Below are 16,945 nucleotides of genomic sequence, written 5' to 3'. Positions count from 1 at the left end.
CCTACCACCGCCGCCGACGACAACACTCTCTGTCCCGGTTGACCCCTATCGAGTACGAGACCATCATGACCCCACCGGCCAGTCAGGCCGCGTGACTGAAACTGTCACCTATCGGTGCAGCAGACCCCTCCTCAACCTGCTCAAGTTTGGGTGACGTGCCGGTCCCGCAACCGGCAACTGCAAACATCAACATGGCGGTCAGCCACATCGGCAGCGCCCGCCGACGCACCGTCACATACCAAAAGTAAGACCGCCCCCCGATGCGGGGAAGAACCGGAAAGCTAGCGACCCATGTCGTAGTTGACGCGTGGTGGACAAGATTTGGAACAGTCGCCGCGCAAGACTGCACCAGCAGGCAAGTCGTCGTCCAACAGCGCCGCCCTGATGGCGGCCTTCGAGCACGATGCGAACGGCATCGAAGTCGCCGGTCACGATCGGCTGATCTGCCCATTCACGTACTGCGCTCCTCCCTGCGCGCCCGGTTCTGGCCGCCGGAAGGGGCACTCGTGCTGTCTGCGGGGTCAAGAAGGCACCGCGTCAGCAGAAAATCAGCGAACGCTGTGGTGCGCGACCGACTCCAATGGTCACAGCCGGCATGACACCGAGGGCGGGACCACAGGGAACGACACCCGCTGACACTGCCCGACAACATCGACCAGGCTCCCCCCGACGGGGGCCGTCCCTTTCCGGGGCAAGCGCTCCGGTCACAGGGTGTCTCCCTCGTCTGCCAGGACGCTCTACGGCGGCGTTTCACCGGCCGGATGCAGCAGACGAGGCCAACCGCTCACCCGCGTGGCGACCTGATCTTGCGAGTTCGGCCCCGCCGGCTGACTGGTTGATCTCTGACCACACTGCATCGAGGGAGAGGCCGAGGACGTCGGCGATCGCAGCGATGGTCGGGAAGGCAGGGGTGGCTACGCGACCGGACTCGATCTTCCGAAGAGTCTCCGGCGAGACACCTGCGTCCAGCGCGGTACCGAGCATCGAACGCTCCCCCCTGGCTCGACGCAGGAGGGCGCCGAGGCGCTGTCCGCGCTCGACCTCTGCGGGAGTGAGCGGCAACCTGACCATGGCTCCGATTCTAGTACCGGGATAATATGGCCGGGATACTTATTGGGCGCGCGAGGAAGGGGCTGCATGATCGAGATCCTGAACCCCACAGACCTGCTGCGAGCGAAGGACGCCGGCGCCCTGGTCGCCGGCATGCTGCAGACACTGAAGAGCCGCAGCACGGTCGGCACAAACCTCTTGGACATCAACCTGTGGGCCCACAGCATGATCACCGAGGCCGGGGCGCAGTCCTGCTATGTCGACTATGAGCCGTCCTTCGGACGCGGGCCGTTCGGCCACTACATCTGCACGTCAGTTAACGACGCCGTGCTCCACGGACTGCCGTACGACTACACGTTGGCCAACGGCGACCTGCTGACGCTCGACCTCGCTGTCTCCAGAGGCGGAGTTGTCGCTGATTCCGCCATCAGCTTCATTGTCGGCGACGTAAAGCCCCCGGAGAGCGTTGCGATGATCAACGCGACCGAGCGCGCATTGTGCGCAGGGATAGCCGCGGCCGGCCCCGGAGCTCGCATCGGTGACATCTCCCATGCCATTGGCTCGGTCCTCAGCGAGGCGGGATATCCGATCAACACCGAGTTTGGCGGTCATGGCGTCGGATCGACGATGCACCAGGACCCGCACGTCTCAAACACGGGGCGGCCCGGTCGCGGATACAGGCTGCGCCCTGGGCTGCTGCTGGCATTGGAGCCATGGGTCATGGCGGACACCGCCGAGCTCGTCACCGATGCCGATGGCTGGACACTCCGAAGCGCGACAGGCTGCCGGACAGCGCACAGTGAGCACACGATCGCTATCACCAACGATGGAGCCGAAGTTCTCACCTTGCCGAAGCAGGCGCAACCGTGAGGTGACAGTCATCCGCGTTCCCCGCTCCCAGCAGTTCACCACCCGTCGTCGCTGAAATGGAAGGCTGCCAGGTGCGACCGCGTGGGCCAACCAGCCGCCCTTCACCGATTGATCAACATCCCCGGCCAGGACACCCAGAGCAGCGGCGGGGGGACCCGCACCCAGGCCCACTGGTGCTCGAAGCCGCCCTCGGCAGCAGGCCGCCGCACGTCATAGGCTCGCTCCCGTGCCCCTCAGCGACTTCGCCTACCTGACCACCGTCGGCCGGCGCAGCGGCCGCCCCCACACCATTGAGATCTGGTACGCGGAGCACGACGGCATCCGGTATCTGCTCTCCGGCAACGGGGACGCCGCCGACTGGGTCCGCAACCTGCGCCGGGAGCCGAGCGCCCGGATGCGCCTCGGCGGTCCCCGCGAACTGCGGGACGACCTGCCCGGAACGGTCGCGGTGACCGCCCGGTTCGTGGCCGACCCGGCCGAGGGCGCGCTTGCCCGGCGCCTACTGGCGGCGAAATATCAGGGCTGGCGGGAGGGCGAGCAGCTCTCCGACTGGGCCGCAACCTCGCTGGTGGTCGCGTTGGACCCGACCGGCTGAGGCGACGTGCGTGACCGTTGGCCGGCATACGACAGGTCGGCCCGCTGACGAAACGTCCTGTCGTGCCGAATTGGAGTGAGTATCCCGCTCAGGTGGTCGGGGTCAAGGTTGGCGGGAAACGCCTCGCCGCATGCGACGCCGTCGTCGGACGTGTCGCGGACCGTCCCATGCGGCGGGCGTGGCGTCTCGTACCCCTGCGAAGTGAGCACCGGTCGGCCCGGCGCCAGCGTGGCGGAGCTGCTGGATCAGCGGGCGGTGGTTGAGCTCTTGTCTTTCCGTGCGGGGCGTTGGTCCCTTACTTGGCGCGCAGCGGCGCCAGGGCCTGGCTCCAGGCCACGACCTGGTCGAGGGTGGCGTTCAGGGCGTCGCGCTGGAAGTCGCTGGGCGTGAAGACGCTGAAGTTCTCGAAGTCGGTGAAGAGCGAGAGCGCCACCTGGGACCGCACGTCGGCCATCTGCAGCTCACCGGCGATCAGCCGCAGGTGCTCCACCGCCCGCGTGCCACCCACCGAGCCGTAGCTGACGAATCCCACGGCCTTGTTGTTCCACTCGCCGTAGAGGAAGTCGATCGCGTTCTTAAGTGCCCCGGAGGTCGAGTGGTTGTACTCCGGCGTCACCATCACGAACCCGTCGAACGACGCGATCTTGTTGGCCCACTCCAGCGTGTGCGGCTGCTGGTACTGCCCCATCGACGGCGGGTACGCCTCGTCCAGGTGCGGCAGCTTGTAGTCGAGCAGGTCGACGAGCTCGAACTCGACATCCGTGCGCTGCTTGGCGACCTCGTGCACCCACTGCCCCACGGCGGCGCCGTTCCGCCCCGGCCGGGTGCTGCCGATGATGATTCCGATCCTGGTCATCTGCGGTTCCTCCTCGTGCAGGTCACATCTGGCCCTGCGTGACGGAGCAACGGTACGGCAAGTCATTGCTTGGTCAAGCAATTGAGGTGCGCACGTGCCTACCGTCACAAGCGAACCCGACGGCATCGCAGGAAGGGGCACAACGGCCCCAATCTGGATGAGAGGATCTTGTCCGGTCTCCGAGGATGCTGGCGCGAACGCGCTCGGTGGGCGTCCCGGTCGACGGTGGAGGCGATGCCGAGAACGAGGCCTCCCGCAGGTGCGGAAGCAGTACCGTCGTCATCGAGACCCCGCCTCACCGGCGGCCTCCGTGGGTGCGACGGCCCGCCTGATGCCTGGGCGTCGGGTTCGTTGGCGCTGCACGGAGGCCAGGAGACCGATCGGGGAGTCCCGCTGGTACGACGCCGCCGGGGAAGCGCCTGATGCCCTGACTCAGCCCCAGGGAGGCCGCGATGAGCACGACGAATGTCCGGAGCAACGAAGCGAGCGGCACGACGACCATCAAGAACGTCGACATGAAGCTCGAGGTGGTCGTCATCCCGGTTTCGGATGTCGACCGCGCGAAGGAGTTCTACGGGCGCCTCGGGTGGCGGCTCGACCAGACACCGCCTGGCATTGTCCAGTTCACGCCGCCCGGCTCCGGGTGCTCGGTCCAGTTCGGACCGAACCTCACGTCGGCCCCGCCCGGTTCAGCCAGCGAGTACCTGATCGTGTCCGACATCGAGGCGGCCCGGAACGCGCTGGTCGCCGCCGGTGTCGAGGTGAGCGAGCTCTTCCACATCGGCCCCGGCGGCCCGGAGAGCGGTCTGGATCCCGAGCGGCGCAGCTATTTTTCGCGCGCCTCGTTCAGTGACCCCGACGGCAACAACTGGCTGCTCCAGGAGATCACGACCCGGCTTCCCGGGCGCATCGAGTCTGCCGCCACCTCGTTCGGCTCGGCGAGCGACCTGGCGAGCGCGCTTCGGCGGGCGGCGGCCGCCCACGGCGAGCACGAGAAGCGCATTGGCGAGACGGACGCGAACTGGCCCGACTGGTACGCGGAGTACATGGTGCGGGAGCAGGCAGGCGCGGATCTGCCGAAGTAAGTAAGGCACTGCGAGCGCCCCGACAGGGCTCGGGCGACGGCTTGCCCACCGCCGCCCGAGCCGCTGTCGATGCCCGCTCAGCCCCAGTTCTGCGGTGCGAGTTGGCGGGTCGTGGCGTTCAGTCGGTTGAAGAAGTTGGTGGTGGCGAGCCAGAGCACCACCGCGGCCAGTTCCTTCTCGTCAAAGTGCCGGGTGGCCTCGTCCCACACCTCGTCGGGCACCGGGTCGGCCCGGTCGGCGAGCCGGGTCGCGGCCTCGGCGAGCGCGAGCGCGGCCCGCTCCGCGTCGGTGAAGTACGGCGTCTCCCGCCAGGCCGCCAGCGCGAACAGTCGCTCCTCGGTCTCGCCGGCCTTCCGGGCGCCGCGGGCACCGGAGTCGACGCACGCGCTGCACCCGTTGATCTGGCTGGCCCGCAGATGGACGAGTTCCAGCGTGCTGGTGGGGACTCCGGCGGAGTGCGCCGCCTTGTAGAGCAGGTTGATCGCCTTCACCGCGTCGGGGAGCAGCGTCGCGGGGTTCTGCATGCGGGCTTGAATGGTCATCTGTCCATCCCGTCCTTCCTGTTACGCTGGCCGGCGCTCGTCGCCGTCGCGTTCTCGTCCGTCATCGGGATGTCGACGATGGGACGGGTGACGTGACAGATGTGACCGCAGTCACGCCGAGGCGGACGTCAGCCAGGATTGCGATGCCATGACCGACAACGACCTGCTGGCCGAGCGCTTCGAGGAGCAGCGTCCTCGGCTGCGGTCCGTGGCCCAGCGGATGCTCGGCTCCCGGGCCGAGGCCGACGACGCTGTCCAGGACACCTGGCTGCGGCTGAGCCGCGCCGACGTCGACGGCATCGACAACCTGCCGGGCTGGCTCACCACAACCGTCGGACGGGTCTGCCTCGATCGGCTGGGCTCCAGTACCGCGCGGCACGAACGGCCCGCCGACGTGGCCGCGGACGAGCCGACCACGGCCGGGACCGGTGAGGTCGATCCGGAGCGGGAGGCGCTGCTGACCGAGTCGGTGGGACGCGCGTTGGACGTGGTGCTGCGGACCCTCGGCCCCACCGAACGGCTGGTCTTCGTGCTGCACGACATGTTCGCGGTCTCCTTCGACGAGCTCGCGCCCGTCGTCGACCGCAGCCCGGCCGCCGTACGGCAGATCGCCAGTCGGGCCCGCCGTCGCGTACAGGGCGAATCACCGACGCCGGAGACGGACCGCACCCGGCAGCGCGGGGTCGTGGAGGCGTTCCTCGCCGCGTCTCGCGAGGGGCGCTTCGACGACCTGCTCACCCTGCTCGACCCACACGTCGTCCTGCGCTCCGACGCCGCTGCCGTCGGGATGGGCGGGGCCGGCGAGGTGCGCGGCCGCTCCGCCGTGGCCGGCTTCTTCTCCGGACGCGCCCAGGCCGCCGTGCCGGCGTTCGTGGACGGGGCACCGGGCGCGGTGGTGGCTGTGGGCGGCCGTACCCGCATCGTGATCAGCTTCGTGGTCACCGACCGGATCATCGGCATCGAGGTGGTGGCCGACCCGGACCAGATCGGTGCCATCGAGCTGGTCGTGGACTGACCGGCGGCCCCGGCGCCGGGGTGTGACCCGACGCCGGGGCCGCGGGTGCCCGGTCAGGCGATGATGATGCTCGCCTGGGCGCTGTTGTCGCCGAGGTTGTCCTCCGGCGAGTTGGTGGAGACCGACGCGCTCACCGGCACGGTGTCCCCCGGGGTGCCGGAGGTGACGGTCGCGGTCAGGTAGAGGGTGTCCGCCTGCCAGCCGCTGACGAGCTGGTAGAGGGTGCACCGCCACTGCGGCCCACCGAGCGCCGGGTCGTCCACGAAGTCGCAGTACCAGGGGCCGTTCGGGGCCTCCGACACCCGGGTGAAGCCGGCCGGCAGCGGCACCGTGACATAGACCTCCTGGGCCGTCATGTTGCCGCTGTTCGCCACGTCCACGGTGATGTCCACCGTGTCACCCACCCGGACCTGCGCCGGGGCGGAGAGCTGGGTGAGCGCCAGGTCGGTCACGCCACGGATGTAGCTGATGGTCGCCGTGCCGGTGTTGTTGGCCAGGGAGGACTCGTTGCTGCTCGTCGATGCGGTGGTGGTGACCGTCGCGGTCTCGCCGACCTGCCCGCCCGGGAAGGAGACGTAGAAGCGCAGCCGGGGAGCGGTCGCGCCGGCGGCGAGCGATCCGTACGTGCAGCTCAGGGTCGTCCGGAAGTCGCACTGCCAGCCGGCCGGAACGGAGTTGCCGTCGGTGAACCAGGCGCCGGGCGGGAGGACGTACCGGAGGGTGATGTCCGCGGCGGATTTGGTTCCGGCGTTGCGGACGTCGACCTGGACGGCCGCCCCGCCGCCCACGTCCACCACGGTTGTCGGGTCGGCGGAGGCGGTGACGGCCAGGTCGGCGCGGCTGGGCGCGGCGAGAGCCGGCGCGGCGGGCACCGTCGCGGCCAGCAGGGCGCCCAGAACGCCGAGTGCGACGCGGACGCCCAGGGTGTGTCGTCGGGCAGAAGAGGTGAAGGGCATCGATACCTCGGTGCGCGGAGGGGCCAGCCCACAAAGGACCGGCGGAACGGTCCGCCCGTCCCGATGATCAAGCGGTGCCGACCGGACAGGCGTTACAGGCTCGATCCCGGCGTCCTCATCGAACGACGGCCTTCTTCGTCTCGGGCGCGGGCAGGAAGCAGACCAGCGCCGTGCCGCCGGCGTCCGTGACCACCCAGGGGTGGCCCACGTAGGTCTGCTGCCGGTATTCCTGGCCGGCCTCCAGCACCGCGTACGGCTGCCGCTGGCCGCCGTAGTCGAGCCAGTAGACGACGACCTGCGAGCCGCGTGCGTTGACGAAGTCGATGAAGGTCTCCGGGCCGCCGCTGCTGGAGCGCAGCGCCGGCTCCTGGGACGGGGGCATCGGTTGCAGCTCGTCCGGCCGGGGCTGGGCGACCGGCGACCCGGTGGCCGGGGCTTTCGGTGGCGTGGTCGACGGGCCGGGGCGGCTGGTCGTACCGCCGGCCGGCAGGGTGGGCCGCTGGGTCGGCGGCCGGGGCGGCAGCGCGGCCCGAGTGGAGAGGGAGACTGGCGCGGGGGAGAACATCACGTTTGGGGTGGCGCTCTCCAGGCCGACGACCTCGGAGTCCGCCGCCCCGGCCGAGGGTGCCGCGGGAGCCGCCCCGTCCTCCGCCGGCTCCGGGCCCGACCAGAACGGGGAGAGGGCGAAGACCAGGGTGGCGAGCACCCCGACCGCCACGCAGGCCAGCACCAGCGTCCGCCCCGGGCCGCCGGGAGCCGGGTCCCACCGGGGACCGGGAGCGGACCGGCCCACCAGCGGCGAGGGCTCGGTCCGATGCCGGCCGTCGTGGTCGACCGTCGATGGGTACGACGGCAGCCCCTCGCGGTGGCGCGACCCCGGCAGCCGACCGCCGATGCGCAGGGTCGGATCGGTGCGGTGGGTGTCGTCGGGTGAGTCGGCCATGGCCCCGTCTCCGAGAGCGCGGTGCCACCTCGACGGCGGCGTGGGGTCCGATTATCGGCGCACGGCGTCGCATGTCGTCAATGGTTCCCGAGGTGGAAAACATGCCGACCGTACGCGGGCCGTTTCGCGGCCCCGCCCCGCCGACCGTGATCTGCGCAGGGTCGATCGGCCATTCGTTCGGCGTGGACGTCGACATGATGTAACGGCGCGGCTCGCTGGGGCGCGTTCGCCGATCCGTCGGGTGTGGACCGTGTCGCCCGCATAGCAGATCCGCCGGGCGTCGCGGTGGTTGTCCACAGGGCGGCCCGTTGTCCACAGGCGGGACCTGCCGGCCGCCGGAGCGACGGGGTCGCGCGGCAGGGTCGCGGTCAGCACCCCTGACTGCTGGAGGCCGGCATGCCATCGCGCACCTCGATTCCACCGCACCTTCGGCTTCCGCTGGTGGTCACCTCCGACGGTGACCTGCTCGACGAGTTGCTGCGGCTCGCCGCAGCCGGCGGCACCGAGGTCGAGCTGGCCGCCGATCCCGCCGCCGCCCGGGCCCGCTGGGTGCCGGCGCCGCTGGTGCTGGTCGGCGCCGACCAGGCCCAGGCCTGCCTGCGGGCCCGCCTGCCCCACCGGCCGCGCACCGTGCTGGTCGGCCGCTCCGGGCAGCTCGACCCCGGCTGGGAGATCGCCGAGCTGATCGGCGCCCAGCACGTCGCCGCCCTCCCCGCGGCCGAACCATGGCTGGTCGACCGCTTCACCGAGTGCGGGCACGACCGGCCGCCCGGCGGACCGGCCCGTACGGTTGCCGTGCTGGGTGGTCGGGGCGGCGCCGGCGCGAGCGTCCTCGCCGGCGGCCTCGCGGTCACCGCCGCCCGGGCACACCTGCGCACCCTGCTGGTCGACGCGGACCCGCTCGGCGGCGGGCTGGACCTGGTGCTCGGCTGGGAGGAGCTGGACGGCCTGCGCTGGCCGGCGCTCACCGACGCGGACGGCCGGGTCGACGCGCCCGCCCTGGTGCACGCCCTGCCCAACCGAGGTGACCTGGTGGTGCTCTCCTGGGACCGCGGCGACCTGCTCAACCTGCCGGCCCAGGCGATGGCCGCCACCGTCGACGCCGCCCGTCGGGGCCGGGACTTCGTGGTGATCGACGTGCCCCGCCAGCTCGACGACGCGGCCGTGGTCGCGTTGCAGGCGGCCGACCAGACCTATCTCGTCGTACCGGCCGAGCTGCGGGCCACCGCGGCGGCCGCCCGGGTCGCCGCAGCGGCGGCACCGCACTGCACGTCGCTCGGGGTGATCGTGCGCGGTCCCGCACCGGGCCGATTGAAGGCGGCCGAGGTGGCGCGCGCCCTCGGCCTGCCGCTCGCCGGCACGCTGCGGCCCGAGCCGGCGCTGTGCCGGGGGCTGGAACGCGGCGAGGCGCCGGCGGGTGCCGGGCGCGGCCCGCTCGCCGCCCTCTGCCGGCGGATCGTCGCCGAGCTGACCGGCCTGCCGGTGCCGGGCGCGGCATGACCGGCCAGCCCGACGAGCTCTCCGCCCGGGTCCGGCAGCGGATCGCCGGCACCGCCGCCCCGGTCACCCCGGCCACGATCGTCTCCGCCGTACGCGCCGAGCCGGGTGCCGCCGTGCTCGGCGACACCGCCGTGCTGCGGATGGCCGACCGGGTGCACGACGACCTGGTGGGCGCCGGTCCGCTCGCCCCGCTGCTGGCCGACCCGCAGGTCACCGACGTGCTCGTGAACGGCACCCGGGTCTGGGTGGACCGGGGCGACGGCCTGTGCCAGGTCGCCGTGCCGCTCGGGTCGGTCGACGACGTACGCCGGTTGGCGCAGCGGCTCGCCGCCGGCGCTGGCCGCCGGCTCGACGACGGCTCCCCGTACGCCGACGCGCGGCTGCCCGACGGCACCCGACTGCACGCCGTGCTGCCCCCGGTGGCCACCGACGGTCCCTACCTCTCCCTGCGCACCTTCCGGCAGCGCCCGTTCACCCTCGACGACCTGGTACGCCAGGGCACCGTGCCCCGGCCGATGGCGCCGGTGCTGGCCGCCGTGGTGGCCGCCCGACTGGCGTACCTGGTCATTGGTGGCACCGGCTCGGGCAAGACCACCCTGCTCAACACGCTGCTCGGTCTGGTCCCGGGCACCGAGCGGATCGTGCTGGTGGAGGACGCCGCCGAGCTGCGCCCGGTGCACCCGCATGTGGTGGGGCTTCAGGCCCGGACCGCCAATGTGGAGGGATCGGGGGCGGTGGGGCTGAGCGAGCTGGTCCGCCAGGCACTGCGGATGCGGCCCGACCGGCTGGTGGTCGGGGAGTGCCGGGGCGGGGAGGTGGTCGACCTGCTGGCCGCGTTGAACACCGGCCACGAGGGCGGGGCGGGGACGCTGCACGCGAACGCGCCGGCCGACGTACCGGCCCGGTTGGAGGCGCTCGGTCTGCTCGGCGGGCTGCCCCGGGCCGCGCTGCACGCCCAGGTCGTGGCCGCCCTTCAGGTGGTGCTCCAGGTCCGGCGGTCTTCCCGGGGCCGGGTGCTGGAGTCGGTCTGTCTCCTGCTGCCCGAGGGTCCCGACCGGCTGGTCACCGTGGTGCCGGCCTGGATCCGGGGGCGTGGCCTCGGGCTGGCCGGGCGAGCGCTGGCCGTGCTGCTGCGCGATCGTGGCGTGCCGGTGCCGCCGATCCTCTCCGAACCGTGGCCCGGCTCGGCAGGACCGGCAGGCCCGGCAGGCTCGGCAGGACCGGCATGACTGGCATGACCGGCACGGTCTGGGCGGTGGCGGTGCTCCTGATCGGCGCCGCCGCGGTGGTGGCCTGGCCGGTGCGCAGCGCCCGTCGGCGGCGCCGCGCCGTGCTCCGGGCCACCCGGCCGAACTTCTCCGCCGGGTGGACGCCTCCGTCGTCGCGGGTCAGCGAGCCACCGGCCACCCGGCCGCCCGGGCGCCGCGACTCCCGCCGCCCGGTCACGGCACCGGGGCCCCTCCTCGTCGCCACCCGGCCTGCTGAGCCGTCGGTGGGCGGGCGGCCGGGGCCGCGCCCGCCGCTGGTCGACCTGCTGTTCCAGCGTCCCCGCCGGACCCTGCCGCTGGTCGGGGTGGTGGGTGCGACCGTCGGCGGGCTCACCGGCGGGCCGGTGGCGGCGGTCGTGCTGACCGGGTACGGCGTGCTCGGCGCCCGCGCCCTGCTCCGGCGGCGAGCCGGTCGGTCCGCCGAACACGCCCACCGCCGCCGGCTGGACCAGCTCTGCGCGCTCGCCGCCGATCTGCGGGCGGGCCTGCCCGTACCGGCCCCGGACACCGCCCACCCCGAACTCGGCGAGGCCGGCCGGCCGCCCGGGACCGACCGGCTGCCCAGAACCGGCCCGCCGCCCGGGACCGACCCGCCGCCCGGAACGGACCGGCTGGACCGGTTGACCGGCGCCGCGGTCCGGCTCGCCGACCGGACGGGCGCGCCCGTGGCCGAACTCCTGGAACGCATCGAGGCCGACGCCCGCGCGGTCGACCGGGGACTGGCCGCCGCGTCCGCGCAGGCCGCCGGCGCCCGCGCCACCGCACTGCTGCTCGCCGCCCTGCCGCTCGGCGGGATCGGCCTCGGCTACGGCATCGGCGCCGATCCGGTGGCGGTGCTGCTGCACACCCCGGTCGGTGCGGCCAGCGCGGTCACCGCGATGGGCCTGCAGATCGCCGGCCTGCTATGGGCCGAGCGGCTCGGCCGGGCACCGGGCGGGAGCGGCCCGGCACCGGGCGGGAGCGGGCGGGAGGCTGCGGGGTCCGGTGAGTTGCCCGAGGGTGGCGCCCGGTCGTCGGGCCGGTCGCGCTGGCGGCCGGACCGGATCCGGGCGGGTGCGGCCCTGGCCGGGGTGGCGGTGGCGCTGCTGGTCGGGGGCTGGACCGGTTGCCTGGTCGGGGCCGTCGCCGCCCTGGTGGCGGAGCGCCTGCTCCGGCGGATGGAACCGCCGGCCAGCCGGGAGCGCCGGCTGCGGGAGGCCGCCGACCTGCCGCTCGCCGCGGACCTCCTCGCGGCGGCGTTGCGCGCCGGGGCACCGGTGGATCGGTCGGTGCTGGCGGTGGCGGAGGCGCTCGGCGGGCCGCTGGCCGAGCGCCTGCACCGGGTCGGCCGGACCCTGCGGCTCGGCGGTGGTCCGGAGGAGGCGTGGGCACAGTTGGGGCCGGCGCCGGGCGCGGACCGCATGGTCACCGCCGCCCTGCGATCCTCCCGCAGCGGGGCCGCCCTGGCCGGGGCGCTGACCCGCGTCGCCGACGACCTGCGTGCCGACCGGTCGACCGCCGCCGAGGCGTCCGCCCGCCGGGCGGGCGTGCTGATCGTGCTGCCGCTGGGTCTCTGCTTCCTGCCGGCCTTCATTCTCGCCGGCCTGGTGCCGGTGATCGTCGCCGTCCTCGGCGACGTGCTCTGACAACCGATCGAGAAGGGGAACCTCCATGCGCAGACTCATCGCCCGGCTCCGCGGGGACGCCGGGATGAACACCGCCGAGTACGCCGTCGGCACGCTCGCCGCGGTCGCCTTCGCGGGCATCCTGCTCAAGGTGCTCACCTCCGGCAACGTGCAGTCCGCGTTGACGGCCGTCATCGACCGGGCGTTGAAGTGAGCCCGCGCCGGTGGGCCGGTCGCGACCGGGGTTCGTTCACCGCCGAGCTGGCGGCTGGCCTGCCGGCGCTGCTCCTGCTGCTGCTCGCCGGTCTCACCGCCGTCGACGCCGTCACCACGAAAGCCACCTGCGTGGACGCCGCGCGGGAGGCCGCGCTCGCCGCCGCCCGGGGCGGGGACGGCACGGCAGCGGGAAGCCGACTCGCGCCGCCCGGCGGCACCGTCTCCGTCTCGGTCGACGACGATCGGGCCGCCGCGACGGTACGGGCGCCCGTCCGTGCCCTCGGCGCGCGGCTGCCCCGGCTCACCGTGACGGCCACCGCGGTCTCCGCCGTCGAACCCGGCGCGTCGGCTGCCCAGCCGTGACCGGCCGGGAGCGGGTCGACCGCACCGCCGACCTCCACCCCACCGCCCGCGCCGCCCGCGCTGCGGGTCGCCGGCCCGGGCCCGGCGGGCCACCTCGGGCAGCGGCGCCGGCGGGCCAGGTCGGTCGTCGGGACCGGGGCGGCGCCACCGTCTGCCTGCTCGCGGTCGGGCTGGTGGTGGTCCTGTTCGGCCTCGCCGGCGCGGCGGTCGGCGCCGCCCGGGTCGCCCGGCATCAGGCCCGGGTGGCGGCGGACTTCGGTGCGCTCGCCGGGGCCGGGCGGGCGTTGCGCGGACCGGAGGCGGCCTGCGCGTCGGCCGACGAGCTGGCCCGGGCGAACGGCGCCACGCTCACCGGATGCCGGGCGGACGGGCTGGACGTGCTGGTCACCGTCGAAGTGGCGGTCACCCCGCTACCCGGCCTGCGACGGGTGGCCGTCGCCACCGCCCGGGCCGACCCGGTCCGCAGCTGAACTGCGGCGGGACCACGTCGGCGACCGCCAATGGCGCGGATGGGCGGCGGAACGACCCCGCCTGGTTTGCGGCTGACCGCGATAGCGGGGCGGCGATGTCGCGGGTGGAAGCGGTGGCGGGGGAGGTGCGGACGGCCGGGATGCGACCCGTCCCGCGGGTCGACCGGTGAACCGGTCGGCCCAGCGGAACGGCCGTCCCGGCCGTCGGTGGGGTCAGCGACTCTGGAGCGCGTCCAGGCCGATCGCCATGGCGATCACCAGTCGACGGTCGACCTGCGGGTGCTGCACCTCGACGACGTACCGGTCGCGCAGGCCCCACTTCTTGATCACGGAGAAGACCGGCTGGCCACCGGCGACGAAGTCGAAGTGGTACGGCAGCCAGGAGAGCGAGTCGACGAACCGGCGCAGCAGCGCCACCGGCAGGCTCCGCTCCTGACCGGTGATCTGCGGCAGACCGGCCTGCTCGACGTGCCACGTCGAGCGCAGCAGCGACTGGGCGAAGTCCTTGCGGAACAGCCCGATCGGGGTACCGGCGTGGTCGGTGACGTCGTACGTGGCACCGAGGTCGAGGCGCTGACGCGCCTTGAAACCGAGCAGCGGCTGCTGCTTGGAGTCGTCGGTGTAGAGGGTCACCTGCTCCTTGAAGGCGAGCCGCTTCTGCTGCGCGAACGCCAGCAGTTCCCCCTCGGTGCCGTCGGGCGCCACGGCGTGTACCTCGTACTGGTTGACCATCATCCGGAGCCGCTGCCGGATGTGGAACTGGTGCTGGGCCTGCAAACTGTCGAGCTGCATCGAGATCTCCTCAGAAGGGTGCGCCGGAGTCTCGCACAGACCACCGGTCACCGTCCGCCCTCGATCGTCGCCTTCATCGCCCAGGCGTTGAGTACCTGGTGGATGCCGCGCAGCCGCTCGTTGATCTGGTCGAGGCGTTCCGCCTGGGCCAGGCTGGCCAGCGCGGAGCCCAGGGCGATCTGCTGGTCGGGGGTGAGTTTTTCCTGGTCGATCGTGTAGAGCAGGTCGACGGTCTCGGCGATGGTATCGGCCACGGCTTCCTCCTTCGCAGGGAAGAAGTCAGTCATGCACGTATCCCGGAACCCGTTACCGATCCACCGTCGGGACGGGGTCAGGCCGGCTCCACGTCGGCCGTCCGCTCCCCCTGGTGGGGCACCGCCGGCGCGCACGCCACGTTCTCCGCCGGCCCGGCGGGGCCGGCCGGCGCCGGGACGGCATCGACCGGGATCGGCTCGGCAGGCTCCGCCGGCAGGTTGGCCAGCACCACGTCGAGGACCCGCACCGCGTCCGGCTTGGAGAGCGGACTGTTGCCGTTGCCGCACTTGGGGGACTGCACGCAGGACGGGCAGCCGGTCTCGCAGCCGCACTCGGCGATGGCGTCCCGGGTGGCCCGCAGCCAGGCCGCCGCCGTCCCGTACGCCCGTTCGGCGAAGCCCGCCCCGCCGGGATGGCCGTCGTACACGAAGACGGTCGGCGCCTCGGTGTCCGGGTGCAGGGCGGTGGAGAGGCCGCCGATGTCCCACCGGTCGCAGGTGGCCATCAGCGGCAGCAGCCCGATCCCGGCGTGCTCGGCGGCGTGCAGCGCGCCGGGGATGTCGGCCGCCTCCACCCCGGCCGTCGCCAGCGACTGGGGCGAGACGGTGAACCAGACCGCCACCGTGCGCAGCTCCCGCGCGGGCAGGTCCAGCGGCCGGGTGTCGATCACCTCGCCGGAGGCGATCCGCCGCCGCTGGTACGACACGACCTGGCTGGTCACGTCCACCTCGCCGAGGAACAGCCCGACCGGCCCGGCGTCCACGTAGGAGCGCACCGATACGACGGAGAGCGAGGTGACGTCCCGGGCGTGGGTGGACCAGTCCGGCTCCTCGGCGTGCACCAGCGCGCACCCGTCGGCCAGGTCCAGGGAGTCGACCACGTACGAGACGCCCTGGTGCAGGTAGACCGCGCCGGTGTGGAGCAGGAAGTGCGAGGAGCCGCCGTCGACGGTGCCGAGCAGCCGTCCGGTGGACGCCTCCACCACGCAGACCGGGGCGCCGCCCTCGCCGCGCAGGTCGACCTCGGGGCGTTCCCGGTGCCGCCAGTACCAGCCGGTCGGCCGCTGCCGCAGGACGCCCGCCTCGACCAGCGAGTCGACCGCCTCCTTGGCGCCCTCGCCGAAGAGTTCCAGGTCGGCCGGGGTGAGCGGGGCCTCGGCCGCCGCGCAGGCAAGCTGCGGGGCGAGCACGTACGGGTTGGCCGGGTCGAGCACGGTCGCCTCGACCGGCCGCCCGAAGAGCGCCTCGGGGTGGTGCACCAGGTAGGTGTCGAGCGGGTCGTCCCGGGCCACCAGCACCGCGAGCGCCTCGTCCCCGGAGCGGCCGGCCCGGCCGGCCTGCTGCCACAGCGACGCCCGGGTGCCGGGCCAGCCGCAGATCAGCACCGCGTCCAGCCCGACCAGGTCGACGCCGAGTTCCAGCGCGTTGGTGGAGGCGAGCCCGAGCAGGTCGCCGTGGAGCAGGGCGCGTTCCAGCTCGCGTCGCTCCTCGCGCAGGTAGCCGGCCCGGTAGGCGGCCACCCGGTCACCGAGCCCGGCAACCGCCTCGTCGAGCGACCGCCGGGCGTTCGCCGCCACCACCTCGGCTCCCTTGCGGGAGCGGACGAAGGCGAGCGTGCGTACCCCCTCGGCGACCGTGTCGGCGAGCAGGTCCGCGGTCTCGCGCAGCGCCGACCGGCGGACCTGGGTGAGGTCCGCGACCGCCGGGTCGACGCCGGGCTCGGCGGGCAGCAGCGGCGGCTCCCAGAGCGCGAAGGTCACCCCGCCGCGCGGCGAGGTGTCCTCGGTGACGGCCGCCACCGGCAGGCCGGTGAGCCGCCCGGCCGCCGCCGCCGGGTCACCCGACGTCGCCGAGGCCAGCACGAAGACGGGGGTACGGCCGAACTTCGCGCACTGCCGCCGCAGCCGGCGCAGCACGTGCGCCACGTGCGAGCCGAACACACCCCGGTAGGTGTGGCACTCGTCGATCACCACGTACGCCAGTCGGCGCAGGAAGCCGGACCAGTGGGCGTGCCCGGGCAGGACGCCGTGGTGCAGCATGTCCGGGTTGGTCAGCACGAACCGGGAGTGCCGGCGGATCCACTCCCGTTCGGCGCGCGGGGTGTCCCCGTCGTAGGTGGCGGGGCGTACCCCGTCGAGTTCCAGGGCGGCGACGGCGCGTAGCTGGTCGGCGGCGAGCGCCTTGGTCGGGGCCAGGTAGAGCACGGTGGCCCGGGGGTCGTCGAGCAGGGTGGCCAGCGCGGGCAGCTGGTACGCCAGGGACTTGCCGGACGCCGTGCCGGTGGCCACGACCACGTGCTCACCGGCGTACGCCAGCTCGGCGGCCTGGGCCTGGTGCCGCCAGGGCGCGACCACCCCGCGCCCGACGAGCGCCGCCCGCAGCTCCGGGGGAACCCACTGCGGCCAGGGAGCCGGCTCGCCGGGCCGGGCCGGTACCCGCTCGACGTGGGTGACCGGGTCTGCGCCGTGGTGACGGGCGCGCAGCCGGCGCAGCAGGTCGCCCGGCGCCGCCGTCGGCGGTCGCCCGGGGCCTTGGCCTGCGGTTACGGTGGCTGCGGGGTTCACGT

General features: G+C 73.4%; 18 protein-coding genes and 1 pseudogene. 11 read left to right on the top strand and 8 right to left on the bottom strand.

Going from position 1 to position 16,945, the window contains the following annotated elements:
• Positions 1-750: 750 nt before the first annotated feature.
• Positions 751-1,071, bottom strand: coding sequence for a helix-turn-helix transcriptional regulator (locus AC5RWQ_RS28635; protein ID WP_494285740.1), 321 nt, complete (start codon positions 1,069-1,071; stop codon positions 751-753).
• Positions 1,072-1,137: 66 nt separating this feature from the next.
• On the opposite strand from AC5RWQ_RS28635, the gene map reads away from it, so the two are divergent.
• Together map and AC5RWQ_RS28625 are read left to right on the top strand one after the other, a co-directional pair.
• Positions 1,138-1,920: a type I methionyl aminopeptidase gene (map, locus tag AC5RWQ_RS28630; protein ID WP_494285739.1), complete on the top strand. Its 783-nt coding sequence runs from the start codon at positions 1,138-1,140 to the stop codon at positions 1,918-1,920.
• 226 nt (positions 1,921-2,146) lie between these two features.
• Positions 2,147-2,515 carry a nitroreductase/quinone reductase family protein gene (locus AC5RWQ_RS28625; protein ID WP_494285738.1) on the top strand — a complete coding sequence of 123 codons (369 nt, stop codon included), beginning with the start codon at positions 2,147-2,149 and terminating at the stop codon, positions 2,513-2,515.
• A 295-nt stretch (positions 2,516-2,810) separates the two neighbouring features.
• Here the strand turns inward: AC5RWQ_RS28625 and AC5RWQ_RS28620 are convergent, their stop codons facing one another.
• The gene (locus AC5RWQ_RS28620) at positions 2,811-3,371 is read right to left on the bottom strand and encodes an NADPH-dependent FMN reductase (protein ID WP_494285737.1); all 561 of its coding nucleotides are present in this window, start codon (positions 3,369-3,371) and stop codon (positions 2,811-2,813) included.
• 452 nt (positions 3,372-3,823) lie between these two features.
• Between AC5RWQ_RS28620 and AC5RWQ_RS28615 the strand changes: the two genes are divergently transcribed.
• The gene (locus tag AC5RWQ_RS28615; protein WP_494285736.1) at positions 3,824-4,456 is read left to right on the top strand and encodes a VOC family protein; all 633 of its coding nucleotides are present in this window, start codon (positions 3,824-3,826) and stop codon (positions 4,454-4,456) included.
• A 77-nt stretch (positions 4,457-4,533) separates the two neighbouring features.
• Here AC5RWQ_RS28615 and AC5RWQ_RS28610 read toward each other — a convergent pair whose 3' ends face one another.
• Positions 4,534-4,998 (bottom strand): carboxymuconolactone decarboxylase family protein, encoded by a 465-nt coding sequence (locus AC5RWQ_RS28610; protein ID WP_494285735.1) that lies wholly within the window; start codon positions 4,996-4,998, stop codon positions 4,534-4,536.
• A gap of 148 nt (positions 4,999-5,146) precedes the next feature.
• On the opposite strand from AC5RWQ_RS28610, the gene AC5RWQ_RS28605 reads away from it, so the two are divergent.
• Positions 5,147-6,013, top strand: a complete 867-nt coding sequence (locus tag AC5RWQ_RS28605) for a sigma-70 family RNA polymerase sigma factor (RefSeq protein ID WP_494285734.1) — start codon at positions 5,147-5,149, stop codon at positions 6,011-6,013.
• Positions 6,014-6,066: 53 nt separating this feature from the next.
• Here the strand turns inward: AC5RWQ_RS28605 and AC5RWQ_RS28600 are convergent, their stop codons facing one another.
• Positions 6,067-6,969: a hypothetical protein gene (locus tag AC5RWQ_RS28600; protein ID WP_494285733.1), complete on the bottom strand. Its 903-nt coding sequence runs from the start codon at positions 6,967-6,969 to the stop codon at positions 6,067-6,069.
• Between the two features lie 115 nt (positions 6,970-7,084).
• On the bottom strand, positions 7,085-7,912 hold the full coding sequence (locus AC5RWQ_RS28595; RefSeq protein WP_494285732.1) for a VHL beta domain-containing protein: 828 nt from the start codon (positions 7,910-7,912) through the stop codon (positions 7,085-7,087).
• Between the two features lie 396 nt (positions 7,913-8,308).
• Between AC5RWQ_RS28595 and ssd the strand changes: the two genes are divergently transcribed.
• The 7 genes and pseudogenes from ssd (at position 8,309) to AC5RWQ_RS28560 (ending at position 13,333) form a co-directional block, all read left to right on the top strand.
• Positions 8,309-9,412 carry a septum site-determining protein Ssd gene (gene ssd / locus AC5RWQ_RS28590; RefSeq protein WP_494285731.1) on the top strand — a complete coding sequence of 368 codons (1,104 nt, stop codon included), beginning with the start codon at positions 8,309-8,311 and terminating at the stop codon, positions 9,410-9,412.
• Positions 9,409-10,641 carry a TadA family conjugal transfer-associated ATPase gene (locus AC5RWQ_RS28585; RefSeq protein WP_494285730.1) on the top strand — a complete coding sequence of 411 codons (1,233 nt, stop codon included), beginning with the start codon at positions 9,409-9,411 and terminating at the stop codon, positions 10,639-10,641. Before ssd ends, AC5RWQ_RS28585 begins: the two co-directional genes overlap by 4 nt.
• Before the next feature lie 5 nt (positions 10,642-10,646).
• Positions 10,647-11,600: pseudogene (locus tag AC5RWQ_RS28580) on the top strand (hypothetical protein); the annotation flags it as partial.
• Positions 11,601-11,669: 69 nt separating this feature from the next.
• The gene (locus AC5RWQ_RS28575; RefSeq protein WP_494285743.1) at positions 11,670-12,305 is read left to right on the top strand and encodes a type II secretion system F family protein; all 636 of its coding nucleotides are present in this window, start codon (positions 11,670-11,672) and stop codon (positions 12,303-12,305) included.
• 25 nt (positions 12,306-12,330) lie between these two features.
• Positions 12,331-12,498 (top strand): DUF4244 domain-containing protein, encoded by a 168-nt coding sequence (locus tag AC5RWQ_RS28570; RefSeq protein WP_120727603.1) that lies wholly within the window; start codon positions 12,331-12,333, stop codon positions 12,496-12,498.
• Positions 12,495-12,863, top strand: a complete 369-nt coding sequence (locus AC5RWQ_RS28565; RefSeq protein ID WP_494285729.1) for a TadE family type IV pilus minor pilin — start codon at positions 12,495-12,497, stop codon at positions 12,861-12,863. Before AC5RWQ_RS28570 ends, AC5RWQ_RS28565 begins: the two co-directional genes overlap by 4 nt.
• Positions 12,860-13,333, top strand: coding sequence for an Rv3654c family TadE-like protein (locus AC5RWQ_RS28560; RefSeq protein ID WP_494285728.1), 474 nt, complete (start codon positions 12,860-12,862; stop codon positions 13,331-13,333). Before AC5RWQ_RS28565 ends, AC5RWQ_RS28560 begins: the two co-directional genes overlap by 4 nt.
• A gap of 213 nt (positions 13,334-13,546) precedes the next feature.
• Here AC5RWQ_RS28560 and AC5RWQ_RS28555 read toward each other — a convergent pair whose 3' ends face one another.
• The 3 genes from AC5RWQ_RS28555 to AC5RWQ_RS28545 all read right to left on the bottom strand — a co-directional run bounded on the left by AC5RWQ_RS28555 (position 13,547) and on the right by AC5RWQ_RS28545 (position 16,943).
• Positions 13,547-14,125, bottom strand: coding sequence for an LURP-one-related family protein (locus AC5RWQ_RS28555; protein WP_494285727.1), 579 nt, complete (start codon positions 14,123-14,125; stop codon positions 13,547-13,549).
• A gap of 47 nt (positions 14,126-14,172) precedes the next feature.
• Complete coding sequence (locus AC5RWQ_RS28550; protein ID WP_334491464.1) at positions 14,173-14,379, bottom strand: hypothetical protein; 207 nt, start codon at positions 14,377-14,379, stop codon at positions 14,173-14,175.
• A 77-nt stretch (positions 14,380-14,456) separates the two neighbouring features.
• Complete coding sequence (locus AC5RWQ_RS28545) at positions 14,457-16,943, bottom strand: DEAD/DEAH box helicase (protein ID WP_494285726.1); 2,487 nt, start codon at positions 16,941-16,943, stop codon at positions 14,457-14,459.
• Between the last annotated feature and the right edge of the window lie 2 nt (positions 16,944-16,945).

This window comes from Micromonospora sp. BS32 (assembly GCF_059089345.1).
This window is presented reverse-complemented; position numbering and strand designations above follow the sequence as displayed.